Raw genomic sequence first — 16,294 nt, 5'->3', positions numbered from 1 at the left:
CTTCGCACCGGCCGGCTTGATCGGGATTCACCGTGCCGCGACGTTCGCGCCGTCGCCGCACTCGTCGACGAACTCCAGGAGGCGGGTCACCCCGGTCTCCAGGGCCGCCGGGTCCACGCAGAACGCGACCCGGACCAGGTGCCGCGCCCAGGGGGCGTAGTCGTGGGAGTGGACGCGGCCCCGGTCGTCCGCGTCGGGCCGCATGGCGAAGCCCTCGCCCGGTACGACCGCGACGCCCTTGGTCTCCAGGAGCCGGGTCGCGAACGTCTCGGCGTCGAGGCCGGTCCGGGCCACGTCGAGCATCGCGTACCAGCCGCCGGCGGGCAGCTCGCGCAGGAGCCCGGCCTCGACGAGCGGCGACAGGATCACGTCCCTGTTGTGCTGCACCTTCTTGCGGTTGACCGCCGTCGACTCGGCGCGGCTGTTCAGCGCGGCGATCCCGGCGTACTGCACGGGGGTCGACGTGCCGATGATGTTCGCCTCCTGGACGACCTTCATCACGTCGGCGGCCCGGTCGTCGGCCAGCGCCACGTAGCCCAGCCGGTAGCCGGTCATCGCGAAGCTCTTCGAGAAGCTGAAGACGCTGTGGACGATGCGCTCGGCCGGCGGGACGTCGCGCTCCAGCGAGGCCACCGAGGTGTGCTCGCTGTCGTAGAGGAAGTGCTCGTACGCCTCGTCGCTGATGACGTGCCAGCCGCGGGCGCGGGCCAGGTCGAGCAGGGTCCGCAGTTCGTCCCGGTCCAGGACCACCCCGGTCGGGTTGGCCGGGGAGTTGACGAGCAGGACCCGGGTGCGCTCGGTCGCGGCGGCGGCGATCACCTCGGGGTCGGGGCGCAGACCGGGACCGAGCGGGTACAGCACCGGCCGGAACCCGGCGAGCAGGGCCTGCTGGAGGTGGACGGGCCAGTGGAGTTCCGGGATGAGGATCTCTGCGCCGGGCTCGGCCAGCGTCTGCAGCAGCGCGGCGAGGCCCTGGCACGACCCGGGGGTGATCAGCAGTCGGGAGACCTCGCTGTCCACCTCGTTGTCGGTGCGGAGCTTGTCGACGACCGCCTCGCGGAGCTCGCCCAGCCCCTCCACGCCGGTGTACTTGGTGTCGCCCCGGCGTACGGCGTCGACGAAGGCGTCGGCGACGTCGTCGGAGGGGTTGAAGTAGGGGTCGCCGACGTGCAGCTTCACCACTTCGGCGCCGGACTCCGCCTCACGCCGCTCGGCGGCCCGGAAGATGCGGTGCAGACACGACGAAGGAATCGATTCCGCGGCGGACAGGATGTCCCGGCTCACGCTCGTACCACCTTTGCTCCGTTGAGTTCTTCTTTCGGACGCGCACGATCGGTCACGCCGTGCGCCCACCGTCGACCGGGATCAGCGCACCGGTGACCCAGCCCGACGTCTCCGTGTCGAGCAGCAGGCACACCCATCGGCCGATCTCCGTGTCCTCTCCGAACCGCCCCATCGGGGTCGACGCGAGGAGGTCGACACGCAACTGCTCGGTGCCCGCCTCGTCCAGGCCGGTCTCGCTCCACATCGGCGTGTCCACCGGGCCCGGGAGGATGGCGTTCACCCGTACGTCCGGGGCGAGTTCCCTCGCCAGCGAGCGCGTCAGGCTGTTGACCGCCGCCTTGGTCGCGCCGTAGAAGGCGCGCCCCGGCATGGAGACGACGCCGCCCACGGACGAGATGTTGACGACACTGCCGCGGTTGGCCCGCAGCTGGGGCAGAGCCTGGCGCGTCAGCTCGGCGGGCGCACGGACGTTGACGGCGAACATCGCGTCGAACAGCGCGGGGTCGGTCTCGTCGAGCCGGCCGAACCGGGCCAGGCCCGCGTTGTTGACGACCGCGTCGACCCTGCCGAAGCCGTCGGTCGCCGTCGCGACGATCCGTTCGGCGGCGCCGGGCGCGCCGACGTCCTGGGCCAGCCATGCGACGGCGGCCCCGTACCGGTCCGCCAGGTCCCGCAGCGGTTCCTCGCGGCGCCCCACGACCGTCACACCGGCGCCCGCCTTCAGCAGGCACTCGGTGATCCCGCGGCCGATGCCGGTCGCCGCTCCGGTCACCACGACCGACTTTCCGGCCAGGGTCATCGGACGACCACACCCTCCGCGAAGGTCGCGACGAGATCGGCGATCAGCTCCGCCGGGTCCGAGACGAGGCCGAAGTGTCCGCCCGGCCAGGTCCGTGCGCTGAACGGGCCGGTGCCGACCTCGGCCCAGGCCGCCAGCCGGTCACCGTCGACCAGGGGGTCCTCGGTGGCGCGGTAGCAGCGGATCCGGCAGTCCAGCGGCTCGGCGTACGGGTCGGGCCGGTAGGTCTCGTTGAGCCTGATGTCCGCCCGGACGACCGGCAGCAGCAGCTCCCTCAGCTCGGCGTCCTCGGCGACGGCGGGATCGATCCCGCCGAGCTTCCGCAGTCCGGACCACAGGTCGTCGTCGGTAGCCAGGTGCGTGGTCCCGCCACCCGCCCGGCCGGGTGCCGGAGCACCCGAGACGAACAGGTTCCGCACGGGCCTCGCGCGGTGCTGCAGCTCGCGGGCGGTCTCGTACGCGACGAGCGCGCCGAGGCTGTGCCCGAACAGGGCGCACGGGACGGGTTCCAGGCCGCACAGCTCCAGGGCGACGTGGGACGCGATCCCCGTCACGCTGCTCGCGGGCTCCTCGGCGATCCGGTCGGCGTGCCCCGGATACTGCACGGCCAGCAGCTCGCAGTCGCCGGGCACGGCCGGCGCCCAGTCGCGGAAGGTCGCCGCCGAACCTCCGGAGTGTGGAAAGCACACCAGCCGACGGGCCGGGCGCTCCACGCTGTTGAGGGCCCGCACCCAACCTCGGTCACGCGTCTGTATGCGATTCACGGCACCGAGCTTCACCGAAACCCGCCGACCGCCCGGGGCAATCTGTCAAAGCTCTGTCGGGATTGACACGGCCGTGGGAGCCGGTGCACGAACCTGAGGGCGTCTCAACCCGAGGAGGACACATGCTGGACGGGTTCGTTCCCTGGCCACCCGACTTCGCCGAACGTTACCGCCGCGCCGGCTACTGGGCAGGGGCCTCCCTGCGTCAGCTGGTCGACGCCAGTGCCGCGCGCCACCCGGGAAAGTCGGCGGCCGTGGACGCGACCCGGCGCACGAGCTACGCCGAGCTGACCGAAGAGGCCGACCGTGTCGCCTCCGGTCTGCTCGATCTCGGCATCGGCCACCGCGACCGGGTGGTCGTGCACCTGCCGAACAGGATCGGCTTCCTGTCCACCGTCGTCGCGCTGTTCAGCATCGGCGCGATCCCGGTCCTCGCGCTGCCCGGTCACCGTCGCGACGAGATCCTCCATCTGGCGCGCGCCTCCAACGCGGTGGCCTACATCGGCCCCGACCGGTTCCAGGGCTTCGACTACCGGGCGCTGGCCCGCGAAGTGCGCCGGGACGCGCCCGGTCTGCGGCACGTCGTGGTCGACGGCGACGCGGCGGAGTTCACCCCGCTCTCCGAACTCGCCCGGTCCGACGTGCGGGAGCTCGCTCCGGTCGACCCCTCCGAGGTGGCGCTGCTGCTGCTGTCGGGCGGAACCACCGGGGTCCCGAAGCTGATCCCCCGGACCCACGACGACTACGCGTACAACATCGCGGCCTGTGCCCGGGTCGTGGAGTTCGACGACAGCGGCGTCTACCTCGCCGCGAACCCGGTGCCGCACAATGCCGCGCTCGGCTGCCCGGGGGCGCTGGGCGCGGTGATCCTCGGCGGGAAGGCCGTACTGGCCGCCAACCCCAGCCCCGATCACGTCTTTCCGCTGATCGAGCGCGAGGGGGTGACCCTGACGACGCTGGTCCCCGCACTGGCCCTGCTGTGGGCGGAGGCCGCGCGGACCACTCCGGTCGACATGTCCGGGGTGACCATCCAGGTGGGCAGCTCCAAGTTCGGTCCCGCCGCGGCGGCCCGGGTGAGCGAGAGCCTCGGCTGCCGGCTGATGAACGTGTACGGCATCGGTGAGGGGCTGATCACGCACACGCGTCCGGAGGACCCGCCGGAGGTCGTCTTCGGCACCGAGGGCAGGCCGGTCTGCCCGGACGACGAGATCAGGATCGTCGACTCCGAGGACCGCGAGGTCGCCACCGGTGAGATCGGGGAGCTGCTCACCCGTGGCCCGTACACGATCCGGGGCTACTTCGCCGCGCCGGACCACAACCGCCGGTCGTTCACCGCGGACGGCTTCTACCGCTCCGGCGACCTGGCCCGGATGACCGGGGACGGGAACGTCGTCATCGAGGGCCGGCTGAAGGACATCATCCATCACCTCGGCGAGAAGGTCTCGGCCGAGGAGGTGGAGGGCCACGTACTGACGCACCCGCTGGTCCGGGACACCGCGGTGGTCGGCGTCCCGGACGACGAACTCGACGAGCGGCTCTGTGTGTTCGTCGTCCTCAACGGTGACGCGGTCGAGGCCGCGGACCAGGTCACGCTGCGTGCGATCAGGGACCACATCCGAGGCCGCGGGCTGGCCTCGTACAAGCTCCCGGACGAACTGATCATCGTCTCCGAGCTGCCCCACACCCCGGTGGGCAAGATCGACAAGAAGGCCCTGAAGGGGACCCGGTCCCGGTGAGGGTCCCGGGTGGACCCGGGGGCCCTCACCGGGGTCTCCCGGGGTCGACCCGGCATCTCCTCCACCTCTCGGACGTGGTCCCGCCCGTCGCCGCCGCCCGCGCTCCGGGCTCGTGGCGGCGGCGGGACCGCCACCCGGCGACCGGGTCCGCACCGGTGCCGGGCGTACGAAGCCGAGGTCATCACGGCCCTCACGGAAAGGCATGATGGGACCGTGCCACGTACCAAACCCACGCACGGCCGGGTCGGCCGCCCGCCCGTGACCTCCCGGACGCAGATCATCACCGTCGCCCGCCGGCTCATCGACGAGAGCGGCTGGGAGAAGCTCACGATCCGCGGACTGGCCGCCGAGATCGGCATCGGGGCGACGACGCTCTACCACCACGTGCGGGACAAGGAAGACCTGCTGCTGCTCCTGATCCACGAGTACGCGCAGCAGATTCCCCACCCGGAGCCGTCGGACGAGCCGCGGGACCGCGTCATCGCGGCGGCCACCGCGATCCACGACGCCCTCACCGAATGGCCGTTGTCCGCCGAGGTCCTCACCGGCGACCGGTTCATCTCCCGGCTCAGCACCCCGGCCCTCCGGCTCATCGAGGACATCCTGTCCGGCGCCGTCGACCACGGGTGCACGCCCGAGCAGGCCGTGCAGGTCTTCCGCAACATCTGGTACTTCACGGTCGGCGAGGTCCTCATCCGCGACCACTCCTCCGGCGCGCCGGAGACGGACGAGGAGGCGGTGGAGACGGAGGGGGTCCCGTCCGTCGACGGCGGTGCCTTCGTCAACGATCTCGACCCGGACCAGCTGCCGCACCTGACCGCCCTCAACGACCGGTGGACGGCGCTGGCGGCGCGGGACACCTTTCCCTCCACCCTCGGCGTCCTCGTCGACGGACTGCTCTCCCAGGCCGCTCCCCCGGCGCCGTAGAGCCGAACTCGCTGATCAGGACGGCCCTTCGGGCGTTCCGGCCGGTCCGGCGGCCCCGACCGGGTCTTGCCGTTTTCTTTCCGGTCGCCCGCCCGGGGCCCGGCGACGGAACAGGCTGGGTCCACAGACGTTTCCGATCGCCCAGGGGAGCTGACGGTGAGTGGCGAACGCGTGAGCGGCACGGAGGGTGGGCGTACGGAGCCCTCCCCGCAGGCCGGCCCGAAGGCGCGGATCCCCGACTGCCCGCTGGCCCGTACCGTCGGGGTCATCGGCCCGTGGTGGACCCTGGAGATCCTGCACGAGGTCCTCGACGGCCATGACCGGTTCGAGGCGATCCGCCGCAACCTGGAGACGCCCGCCGAGGTCCTCCGGGAGCGGATGGACCAGCTCGTCACGCGGGGCCTGCTCGACACCGAGGACCAGGCGGCGGCGCCGGAGGACCGGATGTACCGGCCGACCGACGCCGGCCGCGCCCTGCGCCCGCTCATCCTGGCCATGGCCGCGTACGGCAACCACCGGCTGTGCCCGGAGGACCGCAGCCTCATCGTGGTCGACGCCGCGACGGGCGCGGAGGCGGACCCGGTCGTGGTGGACCGGGTGACCGGCCGGCGTCTCGACACGGCCGACTTCCTCTTCGCCCGCGGCCCCAGGGCGAGCGAGGCGATCGCCGCCCGCTATCCGCAGGCCCCGGAACGGCGCTGACGCGCTCGTCGACCGGTCCGGCCGACGCCACCGACACCGGCACCGGCATCGACGGCCGGCTCCTCGACCCACCGCCCGCCGGAACGCCGGCGCGCGCCCACGACCGCCGCGCCGCCCCTGTCAGGACCCACCAAACCGGAACGGCCACGAAAGGCCCCCACCATCATGGATCCCTCGGACTTTCTCGCACGAGCCGCGCACGTGATCGTGGCGCTCGCCGCCCTCCTGCTCCTGGCCCGCGCGGGCAGGGCCGCCGCCCGGTGGCTGCGCCAGCCGGAGGTGGTCGGCGAGGTCACGGTCGGCCTGCTGGTCGGACCCGTCGTGCTCGCCCTGTCCGACCGCGCCCTGTTCGACGCCCTGCTGCCGGCCGCCGTCATCGACATACTCAAGCTGGTCGGTCAAGTGGGGCTCGTGCTCTATCTGGTCGGCCTCGCCCACAAGCTGCGGCCGGGACCCGGCGGCCCGCCGCGGCAGGCGCTCACGGCGCTGACCGCCGGCGCCTTCGTGCTGCCCCTCACCACGGGCCTGCTGCTGGTGGGCCTGATCGGGCTCACCCACGACGAGGCCGCCCGCGGCCATGTGCCGCTGCCCGCCTTCCTCCTGATGGTCGCGGTGACGATGTCGATCACCGCGGTCCCCGTCCTCTCCCGGATCCTCGGTGACCGGGGCTTGAGCGACTCGCCCGAGGGCCGGCTCTCGCTGGCCTCCGCCATCGTCATGGACAGCATGGGCTGGATCCTGCTCACCCTCGCCATCGGACTCGGCGCGGGACACCTCGGAGGCCTGTGGGAGTCCCTCGGCGCGCTCCTCGCGGGCGGCAGCTGCGCCCTGCTGCTCCGGCTCGGGCTGCGCACCGGCACGGCGCGCCGGCTCTGCCGCCGGATGCCGCGGACCACCGCGGTCCTCCTTGGCTGTGCCGCGCTCGGTACGGCGATGCTGACCGAGCACTTCGGCATGACCGCCATCGTCGGCGCCGCGATGGTCGGCCTGGCGATCCCCGGCGAGGACCTCGCCCCCTGGGCCAAGCCGGTGGACGCCGTGTCGCGCACCGGACGGATGCTGACGCCGATCTTCTTCGTGGTCACCGGCGTCACCGTGCTCATCAAGGCCTTCACCGCCGCGTCCTGGACGCTGATCGTCGGCACTCTGGTGCTGGGGTGCGTGGGCAAGCTGGTGGGCGGCTACGTCGGCGCGCGGTTCGCCGGCTCGCCGCGCCTGTCGGCGCTGCGGATCGCCGCCCTGATGAACACCAGGGGGCTGACCGAACTGATCGTGATCCAGGCCGGGTACAGCGCCGGCATCCTGCCCGCCCCGCTCGTCCTCGCCCTGGTGGTGATGGCCCTCGCGACCACAGCCATGACGGGGCCGCTGCTCCAGGTCGTCGACCGGGCCGAGCGGCGCGGCGCCGTGCCGGAACCCGCCGTGCTCGCCCGCACCGTGGCCACCGAGGGCAGCGCCCGATGAGCGAGATCTCGACCACGGCAGCCGACTCGCGCCGGGTCACGGTGACCGAGGCGTCGCCCGGGGAGTTCCGCGCCATGATGAGCGGCTTCCCCACCGGGGTGGGCGTGGTCACCAGCGTGGACGCGGCCGGCGCCCCGTGGGGCATGACCTGCTCCTCGGTGTGCAGCGTCGCCCTCACGCCGCCGACGCTGCTGGTGTGCCTGCGCGCGGGGAGCCCGACGCTGGGCGCCGCCCTGGACCGCGGCGCCTTCACGGTGAACCTGCTGCACGAAGGCGCCCAGGACACGGCCGAGTTGTTCGCCTCGGGAAATCCGCACCGGTTCGAGCTGCTCCCGTGGGAGCAGGACCCCGACGCCTCCGGCCCCCATCTGGTGCGTGACGCGCACACGGTGGCGGACTGCGGGGTGTCGCTGACCCAGACCGTCGGCGACCATGTGATCGTCTTCGGCGAGGTGCGCCGGATCGTACGGCACCGTCCGCGGCCGCCCCTGCTCTACGGGCTGCGCCAGTTCAGGTCGTGGTCGAGCACCTGACCCCGTACCGGCTCACCGGAAGAGGCGCGACGGTGCGCGGCGCCGCCGCCTCGCCGGCCGGTCACGCGACGCCCTTGCGCAGGAGTCCGTCGACGACGGCTTCGAGTCCCCGCTGGTAGTGGCCCGTGCCCGCGATCTCGGTCAACTGAGCCCCGAGCCCGGCCAGGAGAGGGAAGGCAACCGGATCGAGCGAGTGCATGGCCCGCTCCCAGGGCGTGCTGTCGCCCTGCCGCCGGGCACGCTCCCGGTGGAAGCGGACGAGCAGCTCACCGAGGGTGTAGTACCAGATCACGCGGTAGGCGTGGCGGGCCCTCTCATGGTTCAGTCCGCAGGCGACCGCGGCGTCGATCATGGTCTCGACGATCCGTCGCGTGGGGGTGTTCACTCGTCCGTCGGGGGTGAGCGCGTCCATCGCCCAGGGGCTGTCGGCGAGCATCTCATGGAGACTGCGGGCGCCGGCGAGGAGTCGCTCGCGGGGCTCGTGCGGCAGCTCGGCCGGGGGCAGGCGCGCGGTGCGCACCTCCAGCAGGAGGAGCAGCAGTTCGTCCTTGTCCCTGACGTGGTGGTAGAGCGCCATGGGCGTGCTGGACATGTCCTTCGCCAGGCGGCGCATGGAGAGGTGCTCCGCCCCCTCCTCGGTGAGGATCCGCTCGGCGGTGCGGAGGATCGCCTCCCGCGAGAGACGGCGTGGCCGGCCGACGCGTCGGCTGCGGGATTCCATGGGATCAGCTCTCCGAACCGTTGAGAGGTGGCGGCCGGCCGGACTGTGAAGTCGGAGAATTCGAATGACGTCGATCCGGTCGAATTCCCGGCCAGCGTATGAGGGCTGATCGGCGCTCGGCAACGGGCGAAGCGAACGGCCGGGCGTGTGTTCGTCACCCGGCCGGGACGGCCACGCCCGGGGAATCCGGAACAGGGCCTCGGTTCAGATCCAGTGCGCGTCCCGCGCGACGCGCAACGCGTCGATCCGGTTGCGCACGCCCAGCTTCGTCACCACGTCGGAGAGATAGTTGCGCACGGTGCCCTCGGAAAGGCACAGCTTTCCCGCGATCTCCACGACCGTGTCCCCACGGGAGAGCAGTTCGAGAACGGACAGCTGACGTACGCTCAGGGGACAGTCCTCGTTCGCCACCGCCGCGACGGTCAGCGCCGCGTCGAATACCCGCTCGCCCTGATGCACCATGCGAATGGCCTCGAGGAATCGCCCGGGAGAGACATTGCGCCGGACCATGCCGGCGATCTCGCCCGTGAATGCACGGCGGACGACCGACCTGGTGCATGCGGTGGCCAGCAGAAGTGTGCGGCAGTCCGGCAGGCTCGATATCTTCTCGGCTATTTCGATGGTTTCGTCGTCCCGGCCTTCGTAGCTCATGATCGTCACATCGGGCCGGCACAGTTCCGCGAACTCGAGAGCGGCCCGGTTGGTGTCCACCGCTCCGGCGACCCTGATCTCGCCACGCCGGTCCAGCAATGCCGTGAGTGAGGCCCGGGACAAATGCAGTTCATCGAATACCAGGACGTCAATACTCACCCGGCTCCCCCTTCGTCACCGCAAGGACGCATGACCGCAGCATACGCGTACGAAAAATCGGATCGCCCTCATTCTGGCCTCGGAACCGCCCTGGTCAAGCTCGACTTAGGAGAGGCTAAGTGGCCGCTATAACGGAACTATAGATTCCGGATTCCCGGGCGGTGGGAGCCCGGCCTCATCACGGGGTGTTCTGGCTGAGCAGCCCGTCGATCACGGCCTCGAGGGCCTGTCGGCGGTCCTCGGCCGAGACCATGACCCGCTCCCGGAAGGGCCGCGCCGTCAGCTCGCCGACGAGGCAGAACCAGATGACGCGATAGGCGTAGACGGCGTCGGCCGGGCTCAGCCCGCAGAGCACCAGAGCGTCCACGATGCTCTCCACGATCCATGTCGCGGAGGTGCTCACGAACCTGTCGGAGGCGAGGACCTCCACCCCCCAGGGGCAGCCCTCGAGGATGCCGTGGAGCGCCTGGGCGCCGGCGACGACCCGCTCACGCGGGTGGTCGGGGAACTCGGGCCGGGGGATCCTCCGGACGTGGGCGTCCAGCAGGAGCATCAACAGCTCGTCCTTGTCCCGCACATGGCGGTACAGGGCCATGGGCGTACTGGACAGCTCCCTGGCCAGGCGGCGCATGGACAGGTGCTCGGCCCCTTCCTCGTCGAGCACGCGCTGCGCGGCGACGAGGATCGTCTCTCGGGACAGTCGAGGCGGTCGCCCGATCCTGCCGGGCCTCGTGTTGGGGGACTGCACAGGTTCCGCTTCCTTCGCTGTTCCGTGCCGTCGGCGCCGCTATGCGGGCGGCCCCGAGGTCGCAGAGTCTAGGCCTGAGATGCCGTCGGACAATCAGGAAGTACCACGCATCGGAGTCCGCCTTTTCGCAACACCTCGCCGGGCGGCCGGAATACGCGGGTGGGCAGGCCCGGTGGCCGCAGGTCGGACGTGCCGAACCCCATTACCGGCAGCGGGCCGTGGCGGAAAGGAACCGGCAAGATTCCGCGCGGCACCCGGAGCCCGCTGTCAATCTGAGGCAATGAGTCAGCCCGCTCTCGATGTTCGTTCACTGGACCTGACCGACCCGGCCGCCTTCGCCGAGAACGACGTGCACGAGTTCTGGCGCGAGGTGCGTGCGCGGCGTCCCGTCTACTGGCACGAGCCCACGGACCGGAACCCCGGTTTCTGGGTGGTGTCCCGTTACGCGGACATCCAGTCGCTCTTCCATCATCCGGCTCTGATCTCCGCTCGCGGAAACGTCCTCGACGTCGTGCTGCGCGGGGACGACTCGGCAGGCGGAAGCATGCTGGCGGTCACCGACGGCGCACGCCACCGCAGCCTGCGGAATCTCATGTTCACCGCGTTCACCCCGCGGGTCCTCGGCGAGGTCGTGGAAAAGGTCCGGCAGCGTACCGACGCGCTCATGTCGGCCGTGGTCGAGAGGGGAACGTGCGACTTCGCGGCCGAGGTGGCGGAGAAGATCCCGATGAACACGATCTGCGATCTGCTCTCCATCCCGGCCTCGGACCGCGGGCAGTTGCTGCAATGGAACAAGATGGCGCTCTCGTCGGACCGCGCGGACAGCAGCGCCCTCGACGCGATCGGCGCCCGCAACGAGATCGTGCTGTACTTCATGGAACTGGCCCAGGAGCGTCGCGACGATCCGGGCAGCGACGTCATCAGCATGCTGGCGACCGCGGAGTTCGAGGGCCGGCGGCTGACCGTCGAGGAAATGGCCGTCAACTGCTACAGCCTGATTCTCGGCGGCGACGAGACGTCCCGGCTCTCGGCGATCTGCGCGGTGCTGGCGCTCATCGAGAACCCGGACCAGTGGGACGCGCTGCGGTCGGGCCGGGTCTCCCTCGACACGGCGGTGGAGGAGGTGATCCGCTGGGCGACCCCGGGGATCCACCTCGCACGCACCGCCGTCGAGGACTTCGAGGTCGGCGGAGAGCTGATCCGCGACGGCGACATCGTCACCCTGTGGAACATCTCGGCCAACAACGACGAGTCGGTCTTCGCCGAGCCGCGCCGGTTCGATCTGTCCCGCACCCCCAACCGGCACCTGTCGTTCGGCCACGGGCCGCACTACTGCCTGGGCGCCTTCCTGGGGCGGGCCGAACTGCGGGCGCTGCTGAGCGCGCTGGTGGAGCAGGTGGCGCGGATGGAGCTGCGCGGGACGCCCCGGCCCATCTTCTCCAACTTTCTCACCGGCTACGAGAGCCTGCCGGTCCATTTCGAAAACCGCTGACCCGACCGGAGTGTCCGGCCCCAGCGAGAGCACGTCACATCAGAGAACACACTCCGAGGCGGAGAGGTAAGCATGAGGAAGAGTGTCTGTGTCATCGGCGCCGGCCCATCGGGTCTGGTGGCGATCAAGGAGCTGCTGGACGAAGGTCACGAGGTGACCTGCTTCGACCGCAACACCGATCTCGGCGGGGTGTTCCGGGAAGAGGTCGGAGCCGACGAGGCGGGCGCCTACGACTCGACGATGCTCACCATCTCCAACTACATGATGACCTTCTCCAGCTTCCCTCCGCCGCTGGGCCAGGAGCGGCGGTACTGGTCCGCCGCCGAGTACCGGCAGTACCTGCGGGACTTCGCCGAGAAGTTCGACCTGGGCCCCACCATCCGGTACGGGGTCGACGTGCTGAGCGTGGCGAAGAACGACAGCGGCGGATACGACGTCGAGGTCGCCCCGGCGGACGCGCCCGAGAACAGGGCGGTGCACCGGTTCGACTCGGTGGCCATCTCCACCGGGACGCACCGGGTGCCGAACTACATCGACCTGCCCGGCCAGGAGGACTTCGCGGGAGAGATCGTCCACTCCGCCCACTACCGGAACGCCGAGCCGTTCCGCGGCAAGCGGGTCCTCTGTGTGGGCATCGGCGAGACGGCGGCGGACGTCGTCAACGAGATCGCCCAGGTGACGGAGAGCTGCACCCTGTCCGTACGGCGCTACCAGCCGATCGTCGAGCGGTACCCGGCCGGGCGGCCGTTCACCAACGACGCGTACACCTCGCAGCTGCTGCACTCGGTCCCCCTGGCCGCCGCCGGCACCTTCATGCGGCTCGGGATGAACCGGAACAAGAGCCGGGGCAAGACCGCCGCCGCCCGCGCCGTGGCCGACTGGAACTCGAAGAACCCGCACTTCTTCAACCACTTCCTGACGAAGAACGACGCGTTCATCCACCGGATCGTCGACAGCACCCTCACGGTCAACGGCTCGGGGATCGAGCGGCTCGGCAAGGACTACGTCCTCTTCAAGGACGGCCGGCGCGAGAAGATCGACACGATCATGCTCAACACCGGGTACATCGAGGACTTCAGCATCCTCAAGGACGTGAACGTCACCGACGTGCGCAGGCTGTACAAGCACATGATCCATCCGGATCTCGGCCTCGGCGTGGTCTTCATCGGCTGGGCGCGGCCGGCCGCGGGCGGGGTTCCTGCCTGCTCCGAGATGCAGAGCCGTTACTTCGCCCTGCTGTGCAGCGGGAAGAAGGCGCTGCCGGACCGGGTGCGGCTCCAGAACCTCATCGAGCGGCAGGCGTCGTACGAGAACGAGGTCTTCCACGGCAACCCCGACCTGCGGACCCTGGTCCACTACAACCACTACATGCTCGACTTCGCCAAGGTGCTGGGCTGCCTCCCGTGGCACCCGGCCCTGGTCCTGGACCCGCGGCTGGCCCTCCGGCTCTGGTGCGGCTCCCAGACGCCGCACGTCTACCGGCTGTTCGGCCCGCACAGCAGTCACCGGGCCGCGCGAAGGACGGTCATGAGCCTGCCCCCGGCGTTCAAGCCGTCCCAGGTCCTGGGGATCACCGCGGTGAGCCTCGCCTCACGGGCGCTCATCGCCCTCGGCCTGATGAAGCCCGACCCGCTGTACTGACATCCACCAGCACGGACTCCGTGGCGGCCGGCGCGGTATGCGCGCCGGCCGCCACGGTCATGTCCGGGCTGTTCAGGCGGCCGGGACCGGCTGGCGCTCGGTGTCGTCCGCCGCGTCGCCCTCGCTGAGGCCGACCCGGTCGTGCAGCCTGCGCAGACCCTTCGGGGCGTACCAGGCGGCTCCGCCGAGGATCCGCATCGCCGCGGGCACCAGGACGCCGCGCACGAGGAGTGCGTCGATGACCACGGCGAGACCGCTGCCGATGCCGAACATCATCAGGAAGCTGATGTCGCTGGTGCCGAAGGCGAAGAAGCTGACCGAGAGCAGACCGGCGGCGACCGTGACGATCCGTCCGGTCCTGGCGAGTCCCTGCGTCACGACGGTGTCGCGGTCGTGACCCGCGTCGTGGAGCTCCTTCATCCGGCTGGTCACGAACACCTCGTAGTCCATCGAGAGTCCGAAGGCCACGCAGAAGAAGAGCACGGTCATCGAGGTGTCCAGCGGCTGAGGTGTGAAGCCGAGCCACGAGGAGAGATGGCCGTCCTCGAAGATCCAGACCATCACGCCGACCGAGGCGGTGAGGCTGACCGCGTTCAGCAGGAGCGCGCGCAGGGGCTGGACGATGCTGCCGGTGAAGAGGAAGAGAAGGATGAAAGTGGTGACGACGATCAGTCCGGCGGCGAGGGGCAGTCGGACGCCGATGGAGTGCTTGGAGTCGACCAGGCGGGCGTCCTGGCCGCCGACGAGCACCTCGGTGCCGGTGGGCGGAGCGACCGCGCGGATCTCCTTGGCGAGACTCTGGGCCTCCTCCGACTTGGTCTCGTGGCCGATGGTGACGATGAGCCGCTGGGCGTCGTCGCGGCCGAGGGCCGCGGCGGCGGGACCGGGCCTGCCCGCGGTGCCGTCACGGTACGAGCCGGTGCTGGTGGCCACCTGCTCGACCCCGTCGAGGCGGGACACCTCCTTCGCGTACTCCTGGAATGCGGGACCGGTCGCGCCGATCAGCGCGACGATCTGGACGGCGTTGTTGTCGTCGCCCGGGAAGTCGGCCTGGAGCTGGGTCGCCACCTGGCGGCTGCCCGCGCTCTCGGGAAGGACGCGCTCGTCCGGCGTGCCGAAGGTGACGGAGAGCAGGGGGCTCGCGGCCAGCAGCATGATGGCGAGGACCGGGAGCGCGGTCAGGGCGGGCCGGCGCATGACCAGGGCGGCGAGCTTGCCCCAGAACGGCGTGTCGGTGCGCTGTACACGTGCGGCCCAGGGCAGACGGCCCTTGTTCACCCGCGCCCCGAGGGCGGCGAGCAGCGGCGGGATGACGAAGAGGGCGCTGAGCGCCGAGATGAGGACGACGCCGATGCCCGCGTAGGCGAAGGAACGGAGGAAGAAGGGCGGGAAGATGAGCAGCGCGGCGAGCGCCGCGATGACCGTGGCCGCCGAGAAGACGATCGTCCGGCCGGCGGTCTGCACGGTACGGCGCAGGGCGTCGTCGACCTCCGCGCCCGCGGCCAGCTGCTCACGGAACCGGCTGACCAGCAGCAGCGCGTAGTCGATGCCGAGGCCGAGGCCGAGGGCGGTCGTCAGGTTGATGGCGAAGACGGAGACCTCGGTGGCGCTGCCGATGACGAAGAGCTCGGCGAAGGTCCCCATGACCGCGAACATCCCGATGACCAGCGGGAGGAGCGCCGCGACGACGCTGCCGAAGGCGAGGACGAGCAGGATGAGGGTGATGGGTACGGCGATGGCCTCGGCCACCGCGAGGTCCTTGCCCACCTGGGTGGTGACGTCGTTCATGATCGCGGAGAGGCCGCCGGCCTGGACGTCGACGCCGTTCCTGACGCCGCCGTACTCCTCGATCAGTTCCTTGGCGAGGTCGGCGCGTTCGTTCTCGTCACCGTTCACGTGCGCGAGGACGAGGGCCTTCTTGCCGTCGTGCGAGGTCAGGGCCTCGGCGCCGGTCTCCCAGTACGAGATGACATTGCCGACCTTCGAGTCCTTCTTGAGCCCCTCGGTGAGGGTACGGCCCCGCTCCTCGACGGCCGGCGAGTCGAGCGGGCTGCCGTCCACGGCGCGGACGAGCAGGACGAGGTCGGTCTCGCCGCCGAACTTCTCGTCGATGACGCTCTGGGCGCGCGCGGAGGGTGCGTCGGGGTCGTCGAAGCCGCCGCTGAGCAGCTTGCCGAAGGCCCCGACCCCCAACGCTCCCATGAGCACGACGGCGGCGGCGGCGATCACGAGAAGTAACCGGGTTCTGCGCAGTGCGAGTTCGGCGATCCTGGTGAGCACGGTGGGCACTTCCCTTGGTGAGTCGAGGGTGGAGACGCGGTGGGACCGCGCGAGGACGTGGGGGCGGCGTGGCCCCGGCCGCACATTCGGGGCCGCACCACGAGCCGCGACACGAGCGGCGACGAACCCGCTCCGCACGGAGAGGGTGGAACCAGAATAGACAGTAGCACTAGCCGTTGTCTACTGAAAGGCTGTGCCGGGGAGCGGACGAAGCCCGGCCCCCGTGTACCGGGGGCCGGGCTTCGTCGGATACGCGGATGCTCCGTCAGCCGGCGACTGTCCAGCTGTCGTTGCCGGTGAGGAGCTGGCCGAGGTCGCCCTTGCCGTGCTGCTCGATGGCGGTCTCCAGCTGGTCGGCCATGAGGGTGTCGTAGACGGGGCGTCGGACGGAGC

At 70.8% G+C, this 16,294-nt stretch carries 14 protein-coding genes and 1 pseudogene; 7 read left to right on the top strand and 8 right to left on the bottom strand.

Annotated elements, in window-relative coordinates; translation table 11 throughout:
• Window positions 1-27: 27 nt before the first annotated feature.
• The 3 genes from ACF1G2_RS31915 to ACF1G2_RS31905 are packed head-to-tail and all read right to left on the bottom strand — an operon-like array spanning window position 28 to window position 2,847.
• On the bottom strand, window positions 28-1,284 hold the full coding sequence (locus tag ACF1G2_RS31915) for a pyridoxal phosphate-dependent aminotransferase (protein ID WP_391801639.1): 1,257 nt from the start codon (window positions 1,282-1,284) through the stop codon (window positions 28-30).
• A 52-nt stretch (window positions 1,285-1,336) separates the two neighbouring features.
• Entirely contained in the window at window positions 1,337-2,083 is a 747-nt protein-coding gene (locus tag ACF1G2_RS31910) for an SDR family NAD(P)-dependent oxidoreductase (RefSeq protein WP_391801638.1), read from the bottom strand.
• Complete coding sequence (locus ACF1G2_RS31905) at window positions 2,080-2,847, bottom strand: thioesterase II family protein (protein ID WP_391801637.1); 768 nt, start codon at window positions 2,845-2,847, stop codon at window positions 2,080-2,082. Before ACF1G2_RS31905 ends, ACF1G2_RS31910 begins: the two co-directional genes overlap by 4 nt.
• A 122-nt stretch (window positions 2,848-2,969) precedes the next feature.
• On the opposite strand from ACF1G2_RS31905, the gene ACF1G2_RS31900 reads away from it, so the two are divergent.
• The 5 genes from ACF1G2_RS31900 (at window position 2,970) to ACF1G2_RS31880 (ending at window position 8,209) form a co-directional block, all read left to right on the top strand.
• Complete coding sequence (locus ACF1G2_RS31900; RefSeq protein WP_391801636.1) at window positions 2,970-4,583, top strand: (2,3-dihydroxybenzoyl)adenylate synthase; 1,614 nt, start codon at window positions 2,970-2,972, stop codon at window positions 4,581-4,583.
• A 213-nt stretch (window positions 4,584-4,796) separates the two neighbouring features.
• Window positions 4,797-5,510: a TetR/AcrR family transcriptional regulator gene (locus ACF1G2_RS31895; RefSeq protein WP_391801635.1), complete on the top strand. Its 714-nt coding sequence runs from the start codon at window positions 4,797-4,799 to the stop codon at window positions 5,508-5,510.
• A gap of 156 nt (window positions 5,511-5,666) precedes the next feature.
• On the top strand, window positions 5,667-6,212 hold the full coding sequence (locus tag ACF1G2_RS31890; protein ID WP_391801634.1) for a winged helix-turn-helix transcriptional regulator: 546 nt from the start codon (window positions 5,667-5,669) through the stop codon (window positions 6,210-6,212).
• A 165-nt stretch (window positions 6,213-6,377) separates the two neighbouring features.
• Window positions 6,378-7,676, top strand: coding sequence for a cation:proton antiporter (locus tag ACF1G2_RS31885; protein WP_391801633.1), 1,299 nt, complete (start codon window positions 6,378-6,380; stop codon window positions 7,674-7,676).
• Entirely contained in the window at window positions 7,673-8,209 is a 537-nt protein-coding gene (locus ACF1G2_RS31880) for a flavin reductase family protein (protein WP_391801632.1), read from the top strand. The genes ACF1G2_RS31885 and ACF1G2_RS31880 overlap by 4 nt, the downstream gene beginning before the upstream one ends.
• Before the next feature lie 61 nt (window positions 8,210-8,270).
• Here ACF1G2_RS31880 and ACF1G2_RS31875 read toward each other — a convergent pair whose 3' ends face one another.
• From ACF1G2_RS31875 to ACF1G2_RS31865, 3 genes are all read right to left on the bottom strand, one after another.
• A complete protein-coding gene (locus ACF1G2_RS31875; protein WP_391801631.1) occupies window positions 8,271-8,930 on the bottom strand; it encodes a TetR/AcrR family transcriptional regulator in 660 nt (219 codons plus the stop codon).
• 204 nt (window positions 8,931-9,134) lie between these two features.
• Window positions 9,135-9,740, bottom strand: a complete 606-nt coding sequence (locus ACF1G2_RS31870) for a response regulator transcription factor (protein ID WP_391801630.1) — start codon at window positions 9,738-9,740, stop codon at window positions 9,135-9,137.
• 178 nt (window positions 9,741-9,918) lie between these two features.
• The gene (locus tag ACF1G2_RS31865) at window positions 9,919-10,488 is read right to left on the bottom strand and encodes a TetR/AcrR family transcriptional regulator (RefSeq protein WP_391801629.1); all 570 of its coding nucleotides are present in this window, start codon (window positions 10,486-10,488) and stop codon (window positions 9,919-9,921) included.
• A gap of 280 nt (window positions 10,489-10,768) precedes the next feature.
• On the opposite strand from ACF1G2_RS31865, the gene ACF1G2_RS31860 reads away from it, so the two are divergent.
• Both ACF1G2_RS31860 and ACF1G2_RS31855 read left to right on the top strand, forming a co-directional pair.
• Complete coding sequence (locus ACF1G2_RS31860; RefSeq protein ID WP_391801628.1) at window positions 10,769-11,980, top strand: cytochrome P450; 1,212 nt, start codon at window positions 10,769-10,771, stop codon at window positions 11,978-11,980.
• A gap of 72 nt (window positions 11,981-12,052) precedes the next feature.
• A complete protein-coding gene (locus ACF1G2_RS31855; protein WP_391801627.1) occupies window positions 12,053-13,621 on the top strand; it encodes a flavin-containing monooxygenase in 1,569 nt (522 codons plus the stop codon).
• Between the two features lie 72 nt (window positions 13,622-13,693).
• Here ACF1G2_RS31855 and ACF1G2_RS31850 read toward each other — a convergent pair whose 3' ends face one another.
• Both ACF1G2_RS31850 and ACF1G2_RS31845 read right to left on the bottom strand, forming a co-directional pair.
• Window positions 13,694-15,901 (bottom strand): MMPL family transporter, encoded by a 2,208-nt coding sequence (locus tag ACF1G2_RS31850; RefSeq protein WP_391801626.1) that lies wholly within the window; start codon window positions 15,899-15,901, stop codon window positions 13,694-13,696.
• A gap of 265 nt (window positions 15,902-16,166) precedes the next feature.
• A pseudogene (locus ACF1G2_RS31845) lies at window positions 16,167-16,294 on the bottom strand (2-oxoacid:ferredoxin oxidoreductase subunit beta); the annotation flags it as partial.

This window comes from Streptomyces sp. NPDC013457, from assembly GCF_043089925.1.
GTDB lineage: Bacteria > Actinomycetota > Actinomycetes > Streptomycetales > Streptomycetaceae > Streptomyces.
This window is presented reverse-complemented; position numbering and strand designations above follow the sequence as displayed.

What these genes read in the sequence shown, in the direction of transcription:
- ACF1G2_RS31910 (WP_391801638.1), bottom strand. Translation starts at nt 2,083, where the DNA reads ATGACCCTGGCCGGAAAGTCGGTCGTGGTGACCGGAGCGGCGACCGGC.
- ACF1G2_RS31900 (WP_391801636.1), top strand. Translation starts at nt 2,970, where the DNA reads ATGCTGGACGGGTTCGTTCCCTGGCCACCCGACTTCGCCGAACGTTAC.
- ACF1G2_RS31885 (WP_391801633.1), top strand. Translation starts at nt 6,378, where the DNA reads ATGGATCCCTCGGACTTTCTCGCACGAGCCGCGCACGTGATCGTGGCG.
- ACF1G2_RS31880 (WP_391801632.1), top strand. Translation starts at nt 7,673, where the DNA reads ATGAGCGAGATCTCGACCACGGCAGCCGACTCGCGCCGGGTCACGGTG.
- ACF1G2_RS31875 (WP_391801631.1), bottom strand. Translation starts at nt 8,930, where the DNA reads ATGGAATCCCGCAGCCGACGCGTCGGCCGGCCACGCCGTCTCTCGCGG.
- ACF1G2_RS31860 (WP_391801628.1), top strand. Translation starts at nt 10,769, where the DNA reads ATGAGTCAGCCCGCTCTCGATGTTCGTTCACTGGACCTGACCGACCCG.
- ACF1G2_RS31855 (WP_391801627.1), top strand. Translation starts at nt 12,053, where the DNA reads ATGAGGAAGAGTGTCTGTGTCATCGGCGCCGGCCCATCGGGTCTGGTG.